The organism is Rhodococcus sp. SBT000017 (genome assembly GCF_003688915.1).
Classification (GTDB): Bacteria; Actinomycetota; Actinomycetes; order Mycobacteriales; family Mycobacteriaceae; genus Rhodococcoides.
Genome location: NZ_REFU01000001.1, coordinates 499,126 through 517,883 on the forward strand (window position 1 = coordinate 499,126; position 18,758 = coordinate 517,883).

At 65.7% G+C, this 18,758-nt stretch carries 14 protein-coding genes; 7 read left to right on the forward strand and 7 right to left on the reverse strand.

The window, feature by feature from the left end:
- Positions 1 to 44 precede the first annotated feature (44 nt).
- Together AYK61_RS02155 and AYK61_RS02160 are read right to left on the reverse strand one after the other, a co-directional pair.
- Entirely contained in the window at positions 45 to 788 is a 744-nt protein-coding gene (locus AYK61_RS02155; protein ID WP_121869629.1) for a hypothetical protein, read from the reverse strand.
- Complete coding sequence (locus AYK61_RS02160) at positions 785 to 1,762, reverse strand: hypothetical protein (RefSeq protein WP_259467898.1); 978 nt, start codon at positions 1,760 to 1,762, stop codon at positions 785 to 787. The genes AYK61_RS02155 and AYK61_RS02160 overlap by 4 nt, the downstream gene beginning before the upstream one ends.
- Positions 1,763 to 1,851: 89 nt before the next feature.
- Between AYK61_RS02160 and lspA the strand changes: the two genes are divergently transcribed.
- The 4 genes from lspA (at position 1,852) to dnaE (ending at position 7,755) form a co-directional block, all read left to right on the forward strand.
- On the forward strand, positions 1,852 to 2,484 hold the full coding sequence (lspA, locus tag AYK61_RS02165; RefSeq protein WP_121869630.1) for a signal peptidase II: 633 nt from the start codon (positions 1,852 to 1,854) through the stop codon (positions 2,482 to 2,484).
- Positions 2,481 to 3,407 (forward strand): RluA family pseudouridine synthase, encoded by a 927-nt coding sequence (locus AYK61_RS02170; RefSeq protein WP_032394372.1) that lies wholly within the window; start codon positions 2,481 to 2,483, stop codon positions 3,405 to 3,407. Before lspA ends, AYK61_RS02170 begins: the two co-directional genes overlap by 4 nt.
- Positions 3,407 to 4,072 (forward strand): hypothetical protein, encoded by a 666-nt coding sequence (locus AYK61_RS02175; RefSeq protein WP_121869631.1) that lies wholly within the window; start codon positions 3,407 to 3,409, stop codon positions 4,070 to 4,072. Before AYK61_RS02170 ends, AYK61_RS02175 begins: the two co-directional genes overlap by 1 nt.
- Before the next feature lie 146 nt (positions 4,073 to 4,218).
- Complete coding sequence (gene dnaE / locus AYK61_RS02180) at positions 4,219 to 7,755, forward strand: DNA polymerase III subunit alpha (protein ID WP_121869632.1); 3,537 nt, start codon at positions 4,219 to 4,221, stop codon at positions 7,753 to 7,755.
- Here dnaE and AYK61_RS02185 read toward each other — a convergent pair.
- Positions 7,726 to 7,995, reverse strand: coding sequence for a hypothetical protein (locus AYK61_RS02185; protein ID WP_121869633.1), 270 nt, complete (start codon positions 7,993 to 7,995; stop codon positions 7,726 to 7,728). The two genes, dnaE and AYK61_RS02185, sit on opposite strands and share 30 nt — an antisense overlap.
- 158 nt (positions 7,996 to 8,153) lie before the next feature.
- Between AYK61_RS02185 and AYK61_RS02190 the strand changes: the two genes are divergently transcribed.
- Together AYK61_RS02190 and ilvA are read left to right on the forward strand one after the other, a co-directional pair.
- The gene (locus AYK61_RS02190; RefSeq protein WP_121869634.1) at positions 8,154 to 8,588 is read left to right on the forward strand and encodes a nitroreductase family deazaflavin-dependent oxidoreductase; all 435 of its coding nucleotides are present in this window, start codon (positions 8,154 to 8,156) and stop codon (positions 8,586 to 8,588) included.
- Positions 8,589 to 8,746: 158 nt separating this feature from the next.
- On the forward strand, positions 8,747 to 10,102 hold the full coding sequence (ilvA, locus tag AYK61_RS02195; RefSeq protein ID WP_121869635.1) for a threonine ammonia-lyase IlvA: 1,356 nt from the start codon (positions 8,747 to 8,749) through the stop codon (positions 10,100 to 10,102).
- Position 10,103: 1 nt separating this feature from the next.
- Here ilvA and AYK61_RS02200 read toward each other — a convergent pair whose 3' ends face one another.
- Positions 10,104 to 10,628 carry a TetR/AcrR family transcriptional regulator gene (locus AYK61_RS02200; RefSeq protein WP_121872360.1) on the reverse strand — a complete coding sequence of 175 codons (525 nt, stop codon included), beginning with the start codon at positions 10,626 to 10,628 and terminating at the stop codon, positions 10,104 to 10,106.
- A 126-nt stretch (positions 10,629 to 10,754) separates the two neighbouring features.
- Here AYK61_RS02200 and AYK61_RS02205 point away from each other — a divergent pair, with 126 nt between their 5' ends.
- Positions 10,755 to 12,311, forward strand: coding sequence for an MFS transporter (locus tag AYK61_RS02205; RefSeq protein ID WP_397484766.1), 1,557 nt, complete (start codon positions 10,755 to 10,757; stop codon positions 12,309 to 12,311).
- On the opposite strand, the gene treZ is transcribed toward AYK61_RS02205, so the two are convergent.
- Genes treZ through glgX form a run of 3 tightly spaced genes read right to left on the reverse strand, consistent with a single transcriptional unit; the run spans position 12,284 to position 18,726 of the window.
- On the reverse strand, positions 12,284 to 14,059 hold the full coding sequence (gene treZ / locus AYK61_RS02210) for a malto-oligosyltrehalose trehalohydrolase (protein ID WP_121869637.1): 1,776 nt from the start codon (positions 14,057 to 14,059) through the stop codon (positions 12,284 to 12,286). The two genes, AYK61_RS02205 and treZ, sit on opposite strands and share 28 nt — an antisense overlap.
- Positions 14,056 to 16,431, reverse strand: coding sequence for a malto-oligosyltrehalose synthase (treY, locus tag AYK61_RS02215; protein ID WP_121869638.1), 2,376 nt, complete (start codon positions 16,429 to 16,431; stop codon positions 14,056 to 14,058). The genes treZ and treY overlap by 4 nt, the downstream gene beginning before the upstream one ends.
- Before the next feature lie 3 nt (positions 16,432 to 16,434).
- Positions 16,435 to 18,726 (reverse strand): glycogen debranching protein GlgX, encoded by a 2,292-nt coding sequence (gene glgX, locus AYK61_RS02220; RefSeq protein ID WP_121869639.1) that lies wholly within the window; start codon positions 18,724 to 18,726, stop codon positions 16,435 to 16,437.
- Positions 18,727 to 18,758 lie beyond the last annotated feature (32 nt).

Genomic DNA, 18,758 nt, shown 5'->3' on the forward strand with positions numbered 1-18,758 from the left:
GGGGATGTGTCACCGGCAGTTTTTCGTTGGCCGACCGGCCCGATTCACATGCTGGGCGTCACCGATCGAATGCGCTCGACGGCCGCCTCGGCGACAGCGGTGACGGTCTCGGGCTCGAGGCCGCTCTGATCGGAGACGACGATCTGGACGACGGTCGAGTCGACCACGGCCACCACCACATCGGAGATCAAGGTGAACCCTTCACTGCTGGTGGTCAGGCGTACCGAGGCCGATGCGTCACCGACCGACGACTGCTCCCGGCCCGCCAACGCGTAGTCGACGCTCACCCCGTCCGCATCCGTGCCGCTGAACGTCGTGCACCCCGCCCACGCCTGCTGAATCGCAGTGAAGGCCTCGGCCGTGCCCGTGTCGGAGTAGCTTGCCGCATCCTCGTCGATCGACGAGAAGTTCGGTCCCGAGAAGCGGGCGACTGCGTTCGACGCCGCACCGCCCTGCTGCTCCGAGATCGGGGCCAGTACTGCGGCGCACTCGGCCGGGTCGGTACCGGACTTGTCGGGGGAGTCGTACTCGGGAGCCGGGTGGAGCCCGAGATCCCGGACCGGGTCGGGGATCGAGGAGAACCCGTCCGGGAGGTCGCCGAGACCCAGCATCGCTGCGGCCAGGACGCCGGAGTCGGTGATGGGGGCACCGAGAAGGGGATCGGGCGCGGCGACGGAGCTGGGCGCGACTGCAGGGGTCGGGGCCGGCTCGTCCGCGCTGCACCCGGCCGCGGCGATGCCGACGAGCGACAGCGCCGCCAGCAGCTGCGTCGTGGTCCGCGCCGTCATCGGGCAGCCCAGGTGATCGAGTCTCCGACGGTCTGGCGCAGCACGGTCGTGCTGTCGGGGTCGGTGTACATCTGCTCGCCACCTGCGGTGATCGATCCGCCGACGGGAAGCGGTCGTGCCAGATCCATCTCCAGAGTTCCCGAGCCGGTGAAGGTGTACGTCGCGATGTTCAGTGTGCCGGCACCGTCGGGCAGGTTCCATGTGGTCGATTCGGGCGTCTGGGTGATCGCGACGTCCAGGGTCGCTCGGTCACCGTCGAGCGCTCGCAGCGTGACCGTGGTGCGCTGGTTCAACGTGATGCCGCTCAGTACCTGCTGATCGACGGTCCATACCGCACCCACTCCCACCTCTGCGTCGGGGAAGTCGACGGAGCGGTACACCGCGGCGTTCAACGAGCGTTCGATCGCCGCGCGGGCGGTATCGAGCGCGGCGTCGGCGGGGGTGATGTGCAGTGCTGTGATCGCTCCCGAGTCGGTGGTCGCCAGCCGCGCCGACGAGCCCTCGGAGGCGGAGAGTGCGTCGGTCAGTCCTTCGTCGGGTGACGTCGCGGCTCCGATGGTCAGCTCGACGGAGCGTGTCGCGCCGGTCGCGGCGTCGTCGTCCGGCACGGTGTCGGACGTCGACGCGGACAGGGGCACGGTCAGTTCGGGACTGGAGAAGTCCTGCGGAGCCCCACTGTCGATCTGCTGCGAGACGGTGGAGGTGGTGGTGAGGTCGACGTTCTGCTCCTCCGAGTCGGAGGTGTCGAAAGCCAGTACGCGCCGTGGCTCGGCACCGGGGTCGACGACCGTGGTGGTCGTCGGCGTCACGGCGATGGTCACCTCGTTGGAGGACGCGGCCTGCTCGGGAGCGGGCTCGGTGTCGGTGTCGGTGCTCGAACATCCCGCGACGAGAGCCACTGCACAGCAGGCAGCGAGCAAACCGGAGCGGACGGTGCCGGAGCGGACGGTGCGATTACGATCGGTCGACTTCACGGGCACCAGGCTACTGACACCGCCCGCGGTGATCGGCGGTGCGCGGCACGGATGAGGACCCGCCGCCGTCCATACGCCATGATGGACAGGTGAGTGAAGACCGCGCCGACGATCCGCCAGCCGAGACGAGTAGTGTTCCGGCACCGAACGAGACCGCGGACTCGCAGGTGACCGAGACCGACAGCGCCGGGAATCGACTTCCGAAGCCGCTCAAGACGCGGTTGCTGATCGCGATCGCGGCCGTGATTCTTCTGTTCGATCTCGTGACCAAGATCGTGGTCGTGCACTACGTCAAGCCCGGCAACCCGATCGCGATCGTCGGAGACGTCGTGACGTTGCGGCTGGTACGCAACCCCGGTGCGGCGTTCTCGATGGCCACCGGCATGACCTGGTTGCTCACGGTCGTGGCCGTTGCGGTCGTCATCGGAGTGATCAAGATCGGTCGGACGCTGCGATCGCCGTGGTGGGCACTGGGATTGGGTCTGGTTCTCGGCGGGGCACTCGGCAACCTGATCGACCGCTTCTTCCGTGCACCGGGTCCGTTCCAGGGACACGTCGTCGACTTCGTGTCGGTTGGCTGGTGGCCGGTGTTCAACGTTGCCGACTCGTCCATCGTCTGTGGTGCGATCCTGCTCGTCGTCCTGAGCCTGTTCGGGTTCGAGCCGAACGGCGAACGGGTCACCAAATCGAGTTCCGACGCCGCAGGCGAGGCCGACAAGTGAGGGAATCGCGCTCGATGCCGGTGCCCGACGGCCTGGACGGAATGAGGGTGGACGCCGGTCTCGCTCGGCTGCTCGGGCTCTCGCGTACCGTGGCCGCGACCCTGGCCGAGGAGGGCTCGGTTCTGGTCGATCACGGTGCCGTCGGCAAGTCCGATCGGCTGGCCGCTGGTTCGTGGCTCGAAGTGACGCTGCCCGAGCCCGCCCGTGAGTTGACGATCGAGGCGGAGCCCGTCGAGGGGATGGAAATTCTCTACGCCGACGACGACATCGTGGCCGTGGACAAGCCCGTCGGGGTCGCCGCGCATGCCAGTGTCGGCTGGACCGGCCCCACCGTCATCGGCGGTCTCGCGGCCGCCGGTTTCCGGATTTCGACCTCCGGTGCGCACGAGCGGCAGGGCATCGTCCATCGCCTCGACGTCGGCACGTCGGGGGTCATGGTGGTCGCTACGTCCGAGCGGGCGTACACCGTGCTCAAGCGGGCGTTCAAGGCGCGGACCATCGACAAGCGTTACCACGCACTGGTGCAGGGCCATCCGGATCCGAGCAGTGGAACGATCGACGCCCCGATCGGTCGACACGGCAGCAACGACTGGAAGTTCGCCGTCCGTGCCGACGGCAAGCCCAGCGTCACCCATTACGACACGGTCGAGGCGTTCCAGGCGGCGAGCCTGCTGGACGTGCACTTGGAAACCGGTCGCACACACCAGATTCGGGTGCACTTCTCGGCTCTGCGGCATCCGTGCTGCGGCGATCTGACCTACGGAGCCGATCCGCGGCTGGCCGAACGGTTGGGCCTGGAAAGACAGTGGCTGCACGCACGCTCGCTCGGCTTCGCGCATCCCTCCGACGGCCGCTGGGTCGAGATCGAGAGCAAGTATCCGGCCGACCTCGAGCATGCACTCGAGGTGCTTCGGAAGGCGTGATGTGCACCAGGGGAGTCTCCGGTGTGCTCGGCGGCGTCGTTGTCGCTGCACTCGTGATCGGGGCTCTCGCCGTGATCGGGCACCTCAATCCGGTACGACAATTGGGCGTGAGCACCGACCGGCTCGGCCCGGACAGCGGCGAGCAGGTGACCGATTACCTGGCCCGCGCCGAGGCGAGCCTGCGTAGCGACGACGCCGAACCTCGATGGGGCTCGGTGTCGTTCGATCGCGAGCTCACCGCCGAACAGGCCTATGCCGTCGCCGACGGGGTCCGGATCTCGCAGGTGCTGCTGCGTGTTCCGCTCGATCGCGTGCAGACTCCGATACTCACTGTGGGTGTACCGGGCAGTGAACGGTCGGTGCTGAATTCGACCGCGCGTGCAGCGAGCCTGGCGGACGAATCGTTCGAGGCGGGGGACCGGCAGGCCCGGATAGCTGCGGTGTCGCAGCGACGTCTGCTCGACGGGTGTGCGTGTGTGGTGACCGTGGTGGTGCGCGGTACCCCTGCCGAGTTGACCGAGCTGGCCGGCCGTGCCGATGTGCGAGCGGTGCAGGCGCTTCCGCCGGATGCAGTGTCCGGCAAGTTCGCGGTCGAGCCGCTCCTGCCGGAGTACGTCGACGTCGTCGGGCCGCTTCCGGACGACGGTCCCGTGCCGACCGAATGAGGCGATTTCTCGTCGCATCCGTCACACCTGTCACGTCCTCCCAGGACACACCGGCAGCGTGGAAAATCTGTCGGTTCGACCGCTTACAGTGAGTACGTTCGCGGCTCGTATTTTCGCCAACGCACGACCTTCAGGAGAGAACCTTCGTGGCCGATTCGTTCGTTCATCTGCACAACCACACCGAATATTCGATGCTCGACGGTGCCGCCAAGATCGGGGCGATGTTCGCCGAGGCAGCACGGTTGGAGATGACGGCAGTCGGCATGACCGACCACGGCAACATGTACGGGGCCAGCGAGTTCTACAACGAGGCCAAGAAGGCCGGAATCAAGCCGATCATCGGCATCGAGGCCTACATCGCCCCCGAGTCCCGGTTCAACAAGAAGCGCGTGCTGTGGGGTGACCGCAGCCAGAAGTCCGACGACGTCTCCGGTAGCGGTGCGTACACGCACATGACGATGGTCGCCGAGAACCCCACCGGAGTCCGGAACCTGTTCAAGCTGTCCTCGCTCGCCTCCATCGAGGGGCAGCTGGGCAAGTGGGCCCGGATGGACGAGGAGATCATCGCCTCCCACGCCGAGGGCATCATCGCCACCACCGGCTGCCCGTCGGGGGAGGTGCAGACTCGACTGCGACTCGGCCAGGATCGCGAGGCATTGGAGGCAGCCGCCAAGTGGCGCGAGATCTGGGGCCCGGAGAACTTCTTTCTCGAACTGATGGATCACGGCCTGTCCATCGAGCGACGCGTCCGCGAAGGGCTGCTCGACATCGGCAAGAAGCTCTCGATTCCGCCGCTGGCCACCAACGACTGCCACTACGTCACCAAGGACGCCGCCGAGAACCACGAGGCGCTGCTGTGCATCCAGACCGGTAAGACGCTCAGCGATCCCACTCGCTTCAAGTTCGACGGTGACGGCTACTACCTCAAGTCCGCCGCCGAGATGCGCGAGCTCTGGGACGATTCGGTGCCCGGTGCCTGCGACAGCACCCTGCTCATCGCCGAGCGAGTGCAGCCCTACGACGAGGTGTGGGCGCACCGCGACCGGATGCCGATCTTCCCCGTGCCCGAGGGCCACACGCAGGGCACCTGGTTGCGCCACGAGGTCATGACCGGGCTCGAGCGTCGATTCCCCGACGGGCCGGCCGAGGACTACCTCGCGCGCGCGGAGTACGAGATCAAGGTCATTCTCGAGATGGGCTTCCCCGCCTACTTCCTCGTGGTCGGCGACCTGATCAACCACGCCAAGGCCGTCGGCATCCGCGTCGGGCCCGGCCGAGGGTCCGCTGCCGGATCGTTGGTCGCGTATGCCATGGGCATCACCAACATCGACCCACTGCCGCACGGTCTGCTGTTCGAGCGATTCCTCAACCCCGAGCGTGTGTCGATGCCCGATATCGATATCGACTTCGACGATCGTCGCCGCGGTGAGATGGTCCGCTACGCCACCGAGAAGTGGGGCAGCGATCGAGTGGCCCAGGTGATCACGTTCGGCACCATCAAGACCAAGGCCGCCATCAAGGACTCCGCACGAGTGCAGTTCGGCCAGCCCGGCTTCGGAATCGCCGATCAGATCACCAAGGCACTTCCGCCGCCCATCATGGCCAAGGACATCTCCGTCGCGGGCATCACCGACCCTGCGCACGAGCGCTACAAGGAAGCCGTCGAGGTCAGGGCGCTGATCGACTCCAACCCCGATGTCGCGACCATCTACAAGACGGCCAAGGGACTCGAGGGCCTGATCCGCAACGCAGGCGTGCACGCCTGCGCGGTCATCATGTCCTCCGAGCCGCTCACCGACGCCATTCCGGTGTGGAAGCGTGCGCAGGACGGCGCGATCATCACCGGCTGGGACTACCCGTCGTGCGAGGCCATCGGCCTGCTCAAGATGGACTTCCTTGGTCTGCGAAACCTCACCGTCATCGGCGACGCCATCGACAACATCAAGGCCAACCGCGGCATCGACATCGACCTCGACGCACTCCCGCTCGACGACCCGGCGACCTTCGACTTGCTTTCTCGCGGAGATACTCTCGGCGTCTTCCAGCTCGACGGCAGCGCCATGCGCGATCTGCTCCGCCGTATGCAGCCCACCGGCTTCGAGGACATCGTCGCCGTCCTGGCCCTGTACCGGCCGGGTCCGATGGGCATGAACTCGCACAACGATTACGCCGACCGCAAGAACGGTAGGCAAGAGGTCAAGCCGATTCACCCGGAGCTCGAAGAGCCGCTCAAGGTGATTCTCGGCGAGACGTACGGTCTGGTGGTCTACCAGGAGCAGATCATGCAGCTGGCGCAGAAGGTGGCCGGCTACACCCTCGGCCAGGCCGACTTGCTGCGTCGCGCCATGGGCAAGAAGAAGCTCTCCGAGCTGGAGAAGGCCTACGCCGGATTCCGACAGGGCATGTTGGACAACGACTTCTCCGAGGCGGCCATCAAGGCGCTGTGGGACACCGTGCTGCCCTTCGCGGGCTACGCGTTTAACAAGTCTCACTCCGCGGGCTACGGCCTGGTGTCGTACTGGACGGCATACCTCAAGGCCAACTACCCGGCCGAGTACATGGCCGGACTGCTCACCAGCGTCGGTGACGACAAGGACAAGGCCGCGATCTACCTCGCAGACTGTCGCAAGCTCGGCATCACGGTGCTGCCACCGGACGTCAACGAATCCGAACTCAACTTCGCGTCGGTGGGCAAGGACATCCGGTTCGGTCTCGGTGCCGTCCGCAACGTCGGTACCAATGTGGTCGCGTCGATCATCAGGGCGCGATCGGAGAAGTCCAAGTACACCGACTTCTCGGACTACCTGGGCAAGATCGACGCGATCGCGTGCAGCAAGAAGGTCACCGAATCCCTCATCAAGGCAGGTGCTTTCGACTCACTCGATCATCCTCGCAAGGGGTTGATGCTCATTCACGCCGACGCGATCGACGCGGTGATGGGCACCAAGAAGGCCGAGGCGATCGGTCAGTTCGACCTGTTCGGCGGCGAGGATGCCGACGAGTCCATCTCCGCCGTGTTCAACGTCCGGGTGCCGGACGAGGAGTGGGAATCCAAGCATCGGCTCGCCCTCGAACGCGAGATGCTCGGCCTCTACGTCTCGGGACACCCGCTCCTGGGCGTCGAGCACATGCTGGCCGCGAAGTCCGACTGCAACATCCCCACCATCCTCGAGGGTGATGTCAAGGACGGCACACAGGTCACCGTCGGCGGCATTCTGGCTTCGGTGAATCGTCGGATCAACAAGAACGGCCTGACGTGGGCTTCGGCTCAGCTCGAGGACCTGGCCGGCGGTATCGAAGTGCTGTTCTTCCCGCAGGCGTACTCGGTGTTCGGTGCCGATGTCACCGAGGACTCGGTGGTGCTCGTCAAGGGCCGTGTGTCGGTGCGCGACGATCGAATCTCGTTGATCGCCAACGATCTTGCGGTACCCGATCTGTCCGCGATCGGCATCGACAAGCCACTTGCGGTGAGTCTGCCGACTCGGTTGTGCACGGCGGACAAGGTCGGTGCCCTCAAGCGGGTGCTGTCGAGCCACCCGGGAACCTCGGATGTGCACCTGCGGTTGGTCAGTGGCGACAAGATCACCACGATGAAGCTGGACGACAGTCTGCGCGTCACGCCGACGTCGGCGTTGATGGGAGACCTGAAAGCGCTACTCGGGCCGGGCTGCCTGACGGGCTGACGTCGGCCCGGTCGAACCCAGCTCGATCAGGCGCAGCGTCCACCAGGTGACGACGGCGATCGCTGCGCCGGCCAGTACTGCTGCCTGCAGGGAGCCGGCAACGACGAGGGTCGCGGCGAATACGAGAAATCCGAGTGCGAGGGCTTCGAGCTTGTAGACGGGCCAGGCGATGCCGGCCACGTCCGCGGTGCGCAGGGCAGGAGCGGGTCGACGGCTCACCTGGGTGCTCGTGTAGGTCATCGCGTTCTCCTCTGGTGCCACCGGCAGGTTCGGGTGTCCGCTGCGGGAAGTTCAGACTATACCCAGCAAAAGATTCGGTCCACCGAACTTGGGGTCCGGGCCTGGCTATGTTGCCGATCTCGTGGCGTCTCGAAGCCTGGAGGTGTTGACTGAAAGTCATGCCATTGACAGGAGAATACGAACCGAGTTCATCCGACTGGGCCCGCAAGCAGGCCGAGCTGTACGAGAACTCCGGCGGGACCGAAGGCACGATGATGAACGGTATGCCGGTGGTGCTGCTGACCACGAAGGGAAACAAGAGTGGAAAGCTGCGCAAGTCACCGTTGATGAAGGTCGAACACGACGGTGAATACGCCATCGTCGCCTCTCTCGGCGGCGCACCGAAGCACCCGGTCTGGTACCACAACGTCAAGGCCGAGCCGCTCGTCGAGCTGCAGGACGGTCCGGACAAGCACGACTACATCGCACGCGAGGTGACCGGCGACGAGAAGGCCGTGTGGTGGGAACGCTCGGTTGCCGCGTACCCCGACTACGCGGAGTATCAGAAGAAGACCGATCGCGAGATCCCGGTCTTCGTCCTTTCGCGCGCCTGAAAGCGGTATCGAGCGTGTCTGCCCACCGAATATTCAGATGCCCACCTGTCCAGGTAGGCATCTGAGTATTCGGTGGGCCAAAGCCGAAGATCAGCACCGGTCGCCGTTCACCCGGTCCCGGATGGGCAACCGTTCCACGCTGGTGGCAGCATGTCCTGGTGTCTTCATCCCCTGAACTCGCCTCCCAGCACTCATCGTCGGTAGCCGTCACCGCTGCCGACATCGATGCCGCTGCGGTGCGAATTTCTTCGGTGGTGGCCGCGACACCCCTGCAGCTGTGCGAGCGGTTGTCTGCGGAGACGGGCGCGACGGTCTACCTCAAGCGCGAGGACCTGCAGATCGTGCGGTCGTACAAGATTCGCGGCGCGTACAACCTGATGGATCAGCTGACCGATGCCGAGCGGTCCGTGGGCGTGGTGACGGCGAGCGCCGGAAACCACGCGCAGGGCGTCGCCTTCGCTTGCCGCACGATGCAGGTCCGCGGTCGCATCTACGTCCCGGCCAACACCCCCAAGCAGAAGCGTGACCGCATCCGGGTGCACGGTGGCGAGTTCGTCGATCTCATCGTCATCGGCGATACGTTCGACGCGGCAGCTGCCGCGGCTGCCGAGGATGTCGCTCGTACCGGTGCCACGATGGTGCCGCCGTTCGACGATCCCCGTACCGTCGCCGGCCAGGGCACCATCGCCGCCGAGATAGTCGACCAACTCGGTAGCGCGCCGGACGTCGTCGTCATGCCCGTCGGCGGCGGCGGATGCATCGCAGGCATCTCGAGTTACCTGCGCGAGCGCGCACCGCAGACCTCGCTGGTGGGCGTCGAGCCGTCCGGAGCCGCGTCGATGACCGCCGCACTGATCGCCGGTGGTCCGGTCACTCTCGCCGACATCGATCCGTTCGTCGACGGCGCTGCCGTCCGCCGCATCGGGGACGTGCCGTACTCCGCGCTGCGGTCGCTTGGGGCGAGTGTGGTTTCGCACGCCTCCTTGCCACTGCTCACTGCGCCGGTGTTCGACAGTGCGGGCCCCGGTGCGTTTCTGATCACGCAGATCGACGAGGGCGCGATCTGCACTGCGATGCTGGCGCTGTATCAGAACGAGGGTGTCATCGCCGAGCCTGCGGGCGCACTCGCCGTGGCTGCGCTCGAACACCTCGACATCGCCCCCGGCAGCACCGTCGTGTGCCTGGTCTCCGGTGGCAACAACGATGTCTCTCGCTACGGCGAAATCCTCGAGCGCTCGCTGGTTCACCTGGGGCTCAAGCACTACTTCCTGGTGGATTTCCCGCAGGAACCCGGCGCGCTTCGTCGGTTCCTCGACGAGGTGCTCGGCCCCGAGGACGACATCACGCTGTTCGAGTACGTCAAGCGCAACAACCGCGAGACCGGTGTTGCGCTGGTCGGCATCGAACTCGGGTCGGCGGGAGGGCTCAGTCCGCTTCTCGAACGCATGCGTGATTCGCACCTTCAGGTCGAGCAGCTCGAGCCAGGCTCTCCGGTGTACCGCTACCTGACGTGAGCTACCGACCGAGCAGGCGATCGACCACGCGTCGATGCAGGTCGGGGTCCACCCCCGGGAGATCGAGAAGGGCTCCGAGGTAGATGCCGTCACCGACGAGTCGGATGATCTCGGCCTGAACCGGATCGTCGATTTCGGTGCGCAGACCCTCGTCCCACAACCGCATCATCTCGGTGACGGCGTCCTGGACCTCGCCGGAATTGCCGTCGACGCTGCGCAACGCGGCCAGGGTCGATCGATACAGAGCGATCTCCTTCTCGGAGATGGAGTCGGGCGGTTGCAGATACCACTTGGCCACCGAGGTGCCGCCTGCTGCGGCGTCGGCGCGCTGCTGATCGGCCTGGGCACCGAGTCGTCGCACCATGGCGGCAATCAGCACGTCCTTGGTCTTGAAGTGGTAAAGCAGTCCGCCCTTGGAGACGCCTGCGGCGGCGGCGACGCTGTCGAGGGTCACTTTGGTCATGCCGTGTTCGATCAGCATCGACTCGAGTGCGTCGAGTATTCGGTCGCGGGTGTCCGATGACATGAAACTCACTTTACCGGCTGGACGGTTCGCGGTACTCTCGATCACTGTACCGGCTGGACGGTCGGTACTCGTAGTCGCTTCGGACCGTCTGGCACGGTCATCGAGCGCAGAACGTAGGAGATCGTCGTGAGTGACGTGAGCACCGGTTCGGTGCACGAGGTCGACGGAGCGTCCGAGCATCGGGCCGGCCCCCGAGATTGGCTCGGGTTGGTGGTGCTGGCTTTCGCGGTGCTGCTCATCGCTGTTGACGGCACGGTCCTCGATCTGGCTCTGCCCTTCGTCAGCGCGGATCTGGCACCGACCAGCAATCAGCTGCTGTGGATCATCGACGTCTACTCGTTCGTCCTGGCCGGCCTGCTCATCACCATGGGCACGCTCGGCGATCGGATCGGTCGGCGTCGACTGCTGTTGATCGGAGCAGCGGGTTTCGGTATCGCCTCGCTCGTCGCCGCTGTCTCGGCCAGCGCCGAGATGCTCATCGCTGCCCGGGTGCTGCAGGGCATCTCCGGCGCAACGCTGATGCCCGCGACACTGGGCTTGATCAGGACCATCTTCCTGAACCCGCGTCAGCGCGTCGCCGCGATCGGAGTGTGGGGTGCGATGGCCGGCGGCGGTGCCGCAGCGGGGCCGCTCGTGGGCGGCTGGCTGCTCGAGCACTACTGGTGGGGATCGGTGTTCCTGATCAACATCCCCGTGATGATCGTGCTGATCGCTCTCGGGCCGCTGGTCATCCCCGAGTCCAAGGATCCGAACCCGGGGCGCTTCGACCTGACGAGCTCGGCACTGTCGATGCTCGCCATCGTCCCATTGGTGTTCGCGGTGAAAGAGACTGCGGCACACGGATTCGACGTGGTCTACCTGCTCTCCGCGGTGGTCGGCGTCATCGCCGGATTCGTGTTCGTCCGTCGGCAGCGGACTCTTGCCGCCCCGATGATCGACCTGCGACTGTTCGCCAACCGGGCATTCTCGACGGGCGTGGCCACGAACTTCCTGTCGGTGTTCGCACTCGCCGGCGTGTTGTTCTTCGGCTCGCAGTACCTGCAGCTCGTGCTCGGCAACAGTCCACTCGAAGCGGGACTGTTACTGCTGCCGGGTACCGCCGCCAGTATCGTCACCTCACTGCTGGTCGCGGTCCTGGTTCGATACTTCAGCGCGGGAACGGTTCTCGGTGTCGCGATGTTCGTCGCGGCTGCGGGCGCAGGCATCCTGGTCGGGCTCGCGACGGACAGCGGACCGGCCTTGTTCATCGCCGGGTTCGTGCTCGTGGGAGCCGGCGTGGGTGTCGCGCTGACGCTCACCTCCGAACTGGTGGTCAGCGCGGTCGAACCCGAACGAGCGGGAGCTGCCTCGGCGGTGTCGGAGACCGCGTACGAGCTGGGTATCGCATTGGGTGTCGCTGTACTCGGCACCGTGGTGATGGCCATCTTCCGTCGCGGAATCGACGTCACTCAGCTGCCCCCCGAGCTCGGAGCAAAGGCAGGCGAAACACTCGGCGGCGCGGATGCGGTGGCTCGTGAGTTGCCGGACTCGGTGGCGACGGTTCTGCTCGATTCCGCACATGCTGCGTTCGTGTCGGGCATGCATGTCGCGGCCGTCGCCACCGCGGTGGTGCTGGCGATCACCGCCGTGTTCGTCCTGGTCAACCTACGTAGGCGTCAGGACTCCAGTACGACGACGGAGTGACCGGGAACCGTGGTGGCAGAGCGGGTTTCGTTCGAGGTCGTCGGCTCCCATTCGAGCAGTGTGGAGCCGCCGACCGGTACTGTCACCGCGGATTCGGACAGGTTGGACACCACGCTGATGCGGCCTCGGCGTACGACGATCCACTGCGCGTCCTCGTCGTAGTCCACCTTCACGTGGTCGAGCCACGGATCGGTCAGTTCGGTCCGGTCACGGCGCAGCCGGAGCAGATCGCGGTAGAAGGCCAGTAGCCGCGCATGATCACCGTCGCCCAGCTCCGACCAGTTCAGCTTCGACCGTGTGAACGTCTCGGGATCCTGCGGATCGGGGATATCGCTCTTGTCCCAACCGTGCTCGGCGAACTCCGCCTTGCGCCCCTCTGCGGTCGCCTTGCCCAGCTCGGGCTCGGGGTGCGAGGTGAAGAACTGGAACGGCGTCGACGCTCCCCATTCCTCGCCCATGAACAGCATCGGAGTGTAGGGCGAGGTCAGCACCAGTGCGGCCTTGATTGCGAGCTGGCCGGGGGAGAGGTAGAAGCCCGGTCGGTCGCCGATCGCGCGGTTGCCCACCTGGTCGTGTGTGGTCGTGTAGGTCACCAGAGAACTGGCCGGGATACGCCGGGTGTCCAGTGGGCGACCGTGGATGCGACCGCGGAAACTCGAGTACGTACCGGCGTGAAAGAAGCCCTGCCGCAACGTGTTCGCAAGCCCCTGCAGCGAACCGAAATCCCCGTAGTAGCCCTGCCGCTCGCCGGAGACCGCGGCGTGGATCGCATGGTGGATGTCGTCGTCCCACTGGGCGTCGAGTCCGTAACCGCCACCCGACCGAGCAGTGATCAGCATCGGATCGTTGAGATCGCTCTCGGCGATCAGGGTCAGTGGCCGACCCAGATGTGCGGACAGGCTGCGAGTTTCGATCGACAGCTGTTCGAGCAGGTGCACCGCAGTGTGGTCGACGATCGCGTGCACCGCGTCGAGTCGCAGCGCGTCGATGTGGAATTCGGCGAACCAACGCAGCGCGTTGTCGAGGGCGTAGCGCCGCACCTCACCCGAGTCGGCCTCGGCGTAGTTGATCGCCTGGCCCCAGCTGTTGGCACCCTCGGTCATGTACGGGCCGAAGCGGTCCAGGTAGTTGCCGGACGGGCCGAGGTGGTTGTAGACCACGTCCAGAACGACGCCGATGCCGCGGCCATGGCAGGCATCGACCAAGCGCTGCAACCCTTCCGGGCCGCCGTATCCCTCGTGCACGGTGTACCAGAGAACGCCGTCGTAGCCCCAGTTGTGCACGCCGTTGAACCCGTTGACCGGCATGATCTCGACGAACGTCACGCCGAGATCGACGAGGTGATCGAGCTTGGTGATGGCCGCGTCGAACGTGCCCTCGTCGGTGAACGTGCCGATGTGGAGCTCGTAGATCGCCGAGCCGGGCAGTTGCCGTCCGGTCCAGGCCGCGTCGGTCCACAGCGTCGGATCGAGGTCGAAGACCTGCGACAGCTCGTGTACCCCGTCGGGCTGCCGGGGTGACCGCGGATCCGGGAGGGCCTTGTCTGCGTCGTCGAGCAGGAAGCCGTAACGACTCGTCGGGCTGCAGTCGACGTCCGCGTGCCACCACCCGTTCGAGGAGCTCTGCATCGGATGCACCGCGTCGTCGAGCTGGAGGCGGACGGTCTTCGGGGTCGGTGCCCAGACCTGGAACCGACGAGTCGCTGCCGGTGATGTCGCTGCCCGTGATGTATCTGTGGAGGACGTCACTGTGTCACCGTTCCTTCGTTGTCGCGCACCAGAAGTGCGACCGGGAGTGAGGCGAACACCGCGGCCACCGACACCGTGCCGGTGTGTTCGACGTCGGTGATGCGGTCGAGCCAGCGGCCGTCGGGCAGGGTCACGGTTGTCTCGCCCCAGCCCTTCTCCGATACGCCGAGCGAAAGCCTCGTCGCGAGTGCGAGCACGTCGACGTGGCCGGCCACCGGGCCGCGCGCGAATCCGACGAGGTGCTCGGCCGCGGATCCGTCCGCGACGATGGGTGTGTAGGTTCCGCCGACGAAACTCTCGGGCCGCTCGCGTCGCACGTGCAGTGCGGAGCGAACGACGGCGAGCTTGGCAGCGCCGGTATCGATCGAGAGCGCAGCGGAATTCGAGGCGGCGAGCATCGATCGACGGACCGAGTAGTCGACGGGCCTGCGGTTGTCGGGGTCGACGAGCGAGTCCTCCCACAACTCGGTGCCCTGGTAGACGTCGGGGATGCCGGGCCCGGCCAGGTTCAACAGCTTCTGACCCAGTGCGTCGGAATGGCCGTGCGGAGCGAGCTTCTCGACGAGCATCGACATCGAACGCGCGACGGCACCGTCGAAGATCGCGTCGAGCCAACTGTGTACCGCGGACTCGAATTCCTCGTCCGGGTCGGTCCACGTCGTGCGAAGGGCAGCCTCGCGGATCGCCTTCTCCGCGTAGGCGTGGACGCGTTCACGCAACGAGGACGTGACCACTCCGTCGGTCGGCCAGACTCCGAACAGGTTCTGCCACAGGAACATTCCGGTTGTACCGTCCGGACTCGGGGTCAGTTCTTCCCAGTCGGTGATGCATCGGGCCCACAGTTCGGGGGTCTGCGACAGCACGCCGATGCGCGCCCGCACGTCCTCGCCTCGCTTGGTGTCGTGAGTCGACAGCGTGGTCATCGCCGCCGGCCAGCGCTTCGCGCGGTCTGCGTTGGTGAGATGGAAGAACTCTGTGCTGCAACCGAATCGGCTGGGATCGCCGCCGACCTCCTGCAAGGAGATGAGTCGGTTCGCGCGGTAGAACAGGCAGTCCTCGACACCCTTGGCGGTGACGGCACCGCACACCTGATCGAATCGCACCGGCGATTCGGCACCACTGATCAGAGCCGTCGTCAACGCGCCGAGGCCGGCTGCCAGCTCGGGCTGCTCCTCGCCGATCTCCGCGATCACGCCGGGCAGTACACGCGCGAGCGGCGCGTAGTCGGTTCGGTACACGGGGACGGCCGCGACGACGGCGACGATCGCGTCGATGACGGACTCGAGATCGACGGTGGTGCCGGACTCACGCACGACGGCGCGCGCGAGGCGTCGCACCTCCGGGGACAGATCGCCGCGGGCGACACCGGTCTTGAGGTCCAGTTCGGTCTCGTGCAGCGTCTCGCTGTCGTAGGCGATTCCCGAACGAACCTGGGACAACGCGGTGAGTGCGTGCACGCCCTCGGGATCGACGAACACTCCGCCGACCGCGGCCAAGGCGTCGTATCCGGTCGTACCGTCGACGGGGAGCGATTCGTCCAGCGGTTCGCCGTCGGCCAGGATCTTCTCGATGACCAGCCATCGGTCCGGGCCGAGAAGTCCGCGTAGTTCGGTGAGATAGCCGGCGGGGTCGGCCAGGCCGTCGGGATGGTCGACGCGAAGTCCGTCGATCAGACCGTCCTCGATCCAGCCGGCCACCTGACGATGCGAGTCGGTGAAGACGTCGAGGTCTTCCTGCCGGATTCCCGCCAGACCGTTCACCGAGAAGAACCGGCGGTAGCCGATCAGCCCGTCGGACCAGCTCACCAGACGGTACGACTGACGATCGTGCACGGCCTGGGCGTCGCCGTTGTCGGTGCCGTCGGCGATGGGGAAGCGGTGCTCGTAGAACGCGAGCAGAGGCTGATCCTCGGAGCGGTCGACGGTCAGCTCGCCGACGTCGCTCGCGCTACCGAGGACGGGGATGGCGATCTTGCCGTCGACGCCGTTGTCGGCTCCGAAGTCTATGTCGAAGTACGTCGCGTACTCGGAGTCGCGACCACGACGCAGTACGTCCCACCACCATCGGTTCTGCCGCGGATCCTCCACGCCGACGTGGTTGGGCACGATGTCGACGATGATCCCCATGCCCAGTTCGGCAGCACGAGAATGCAGCTGTGTCAATGCTTCTCGGCCCCCCAGTGCGGCCGAGACCGCCCCGGTATCGGTGACGTCGTACCCGTGCGTCGACCCGTCCGTTGCCGTCAGGATCGGCGACAGATAGAGGTGGGTGACCCCGAGGTCGTGCAGGTAGTCGACCACGTCGGAGGCGTCGGACAGGGTGAAGGCATCGCCCCGCAGTTGTAACCGGTATGTACTGGTGGGCAGCGGCATGTGTCAGGCAGTCTTTCGTAGAACGAGCAGGGAACGAGCGGTGACCTCCACCGGTGTACCCGCTTCGATCGTTTTCTCACTTGCCCCGGTTCGCGACGCGGTGTTCAGCGCCACCGTCCATTCCTTTGCGTAGTTTCCGTCGGGGGTCACGAACTCGATGGTCTCGTGATGTGCGTTGAAGCACAACAGGAAAGAGTCGTCGATGACGCGCTCGCCGCGCTGGTTCGGTTCCGGGATTCCGTCACCGTTGAGGAACACCGTGAGTGACTTGCCGAATCCGCTGTCCCAGTCCTCGGGAGTCATCTCCTCGCCCGCGGGGGTGAGCCAGGCGATGTCTCGGGCCTGCTCGCCGGTTCGAATGGGGCGTCCCTCGAAGAACCGTCGACGCCGGAACACCGGGTGGTCGGCGCGCAATGCGATTGCGTTGCGGGTGAATTCGATCAGTTCGGCGTTCTTCTCTGCCAACGACCAGTCCATCCAGGCCAGTTCGGAGTCCTGGCAGTAGACATTGTTGTTGCCCTGCTGAGTGCGCGCCATCTCGTCGCCGTGGGCGATCATCGGCGTGCCCTGGCTGAGCAGCAACGTCGCCATGATGTTGCGGATCTGGCGGGCACGCAGGTCCAGGATCTCCGGATCGTCCGTCGGGCCTTCCACGCCGCAGTTCCACGAGCGGTTGTGGCTCTCGCCGTCGTTGTTGTCCTCACCGTTGGCGTCGTTGTGCTTGTCGTTGTACGACACCAGATCGTTGAGGGTGAACCCGTCGTGCGCGATGACGAAGTTGATGCTGGCACCGGGGCGACGGCCGGTGGCCTCGTACAGATCCGAGGATCCGGTCAGTCTCGACGCGAACTCGCCCAGCGTGGCCGGCTCGCCCCGCCAGTAGTCGCGCACGGTGTCGCGGTACTTGCCGTTCCACTCCGTCCACAGGCCGGGGAAGTTGCCGACCTGGTAGCCGCCTTCGCCCACGTCCCAGGGCTCGGCGATCAGCTTCACCTGGCTGACGACCGGATCCTGCTGCACCAGATCGAAGAACGCGCTCAGGCGATCGACGTCGTGCAGCTCCCGAGCCAGGGTGGACGCGAGGTCGAATCGGAATCCGTCCACGTGCATCTCGGTGACCCAGTAGCGCAGTGAATCCATGATGAGCTGGAGGGTGTGCGGGTGTCGCGCGTTGAGGCTGTTGCCGGTACCGGTGTAGTCCATGTAGTGCTCGAGGTCGCCGTCGACGAGCCGGTAGTACGCGGCGTTGTCGATCCCGCGGAAGCTGATGGTCGGGCCCATGTGGTTGCCCTCGGCGGTGTGGTTGTAGACCACGTCGAGGATCACCTCGATGCCGGCGGCGTGGAACGCACGAACCATGGCCTTGAACTCGGTGACCGCGGCACCGGGAGACTGCAGCGAGGAGTACTCCGCGTGCGGGGCGAGGAAGCCGAAGGTGTTGTAGCCCCAGTAATTTCGCAATCCCTTGTCCAGCAGAACCTGATCCTGCATGAACTGGTGCACCGGCATCAGCTCGATGGCCGTGACACCGAGGTGGTTGAGGTGGTCGATGATCACCGGATGCGCCAGGCCCGCGTAGGTGCCGCGCTCGGATTCGGGGATGTCGGGATGGTTGATCGTCATGCCCTTGACGTGGGCCTCGTAGATCACCGTCTCGTGATACGGGCGCTTGGGGGCGCGATCGGCCTGCCAGTCGAAGAAGGGGTTGATCACGACGGTGGTCATCGTGTGTCCGAGCGAATCGTGTTGGGGGAAGCCGTTGTTCGGCACGTCGTCGTGCGCGACGGGAGCTTCCTCGATGATCTCGTTTTCGGGATCGGCGAGATCTGTGGCGTCCTCGAACGGGGCCTGGGCGTCGAGTAAATCCGCGGATTCCTCGTCGACCTGTACCTCGGTCTCGGGTTCGGGAGCCGGCGCGTCCATGTTGTACGAGAACAGCGATCGATCGCCGTCGAACGATCCCTCGAAGGCCTTGCCGTACGGATCCACGAGCAGCTTGCTCGGGTCACAGCGATGCCCGGCTGCCGGATCCCACGGGCCGTGAACGCGGTAGCCGTAGCGCTGACCGGGCACCACCGTAGGCAGATATGCGTGCCAGACGTAGCCGTCGGATTCCTCGAAACGGATGCGGGTCTCGGTTCCGTCGTCGGCGATCAGGCACAGATCCACGGCCTCCGCGACCTCGGAAAACAGTGCGAAATTGGTTCCTGCTCCGTCGTAGGTCGCGCCGAGCGGATAAGCGGATCCCGGCCATACTGCGATGGCTGGCGTGTCGTCGGAGGCTTCGTGCAGCATGGATCAACCCTACTGTGGCGGGTGGGCCCGGG

Excerpts from the sequence above, each read along its gene's own strand:
- AYK61_RS02185 (WP_121869633.1), bottom strand. The coding sequence starts at position 7,995 with ATGACCTACACGAGCACCCAGGTGAGCCGTCGACCCGCTCCTGCCCTG.
- AYK61_RS02200 (WP_121872360.1), bottom strand. The coding sequence starts at position 10,628 with ATGTCATCGGACACCCGCGACCGAATACTCGACGCACTCGAGTCGATG.
- AYK61_RS02190 (WP_121869634.1), top strand. The coding sequence starts at position 8,154 with ATGCCATTGACAGGAGAATACGAACCGAGTTCATCCGACTGGGCCCGC.
- AYK61_RS02155 (WP_121869629.1), bottom strand. The coding sequence starts at position 788 with ATGACGGCGCGGACCACGACGCAGCTGCTGGCGGCGCTGTCGCTCGTC.
- treY (WP_121869638.1), bottom strand. The coding sequence starts at position 16,431 with ATGCCGCTGCCCACCAGTACATACCGGTTACAACTGCGGGGCGATGCC.
- glgX (WP_121869639.1), bottom strand. The coding sequence starts at position 18,726 with ATGCTGCACGAAGCCTCCGACGACACGCCAGCCATCGCAGTATGGCCG.
- AYK61_RS02175 (WP_121869631.1), top strand. The coding sequence starts at position 3,407 with ATGTGCACCAGGGGAGTCTCCGGTGTGCTCGGCGGCGTCGTTGTCGCT.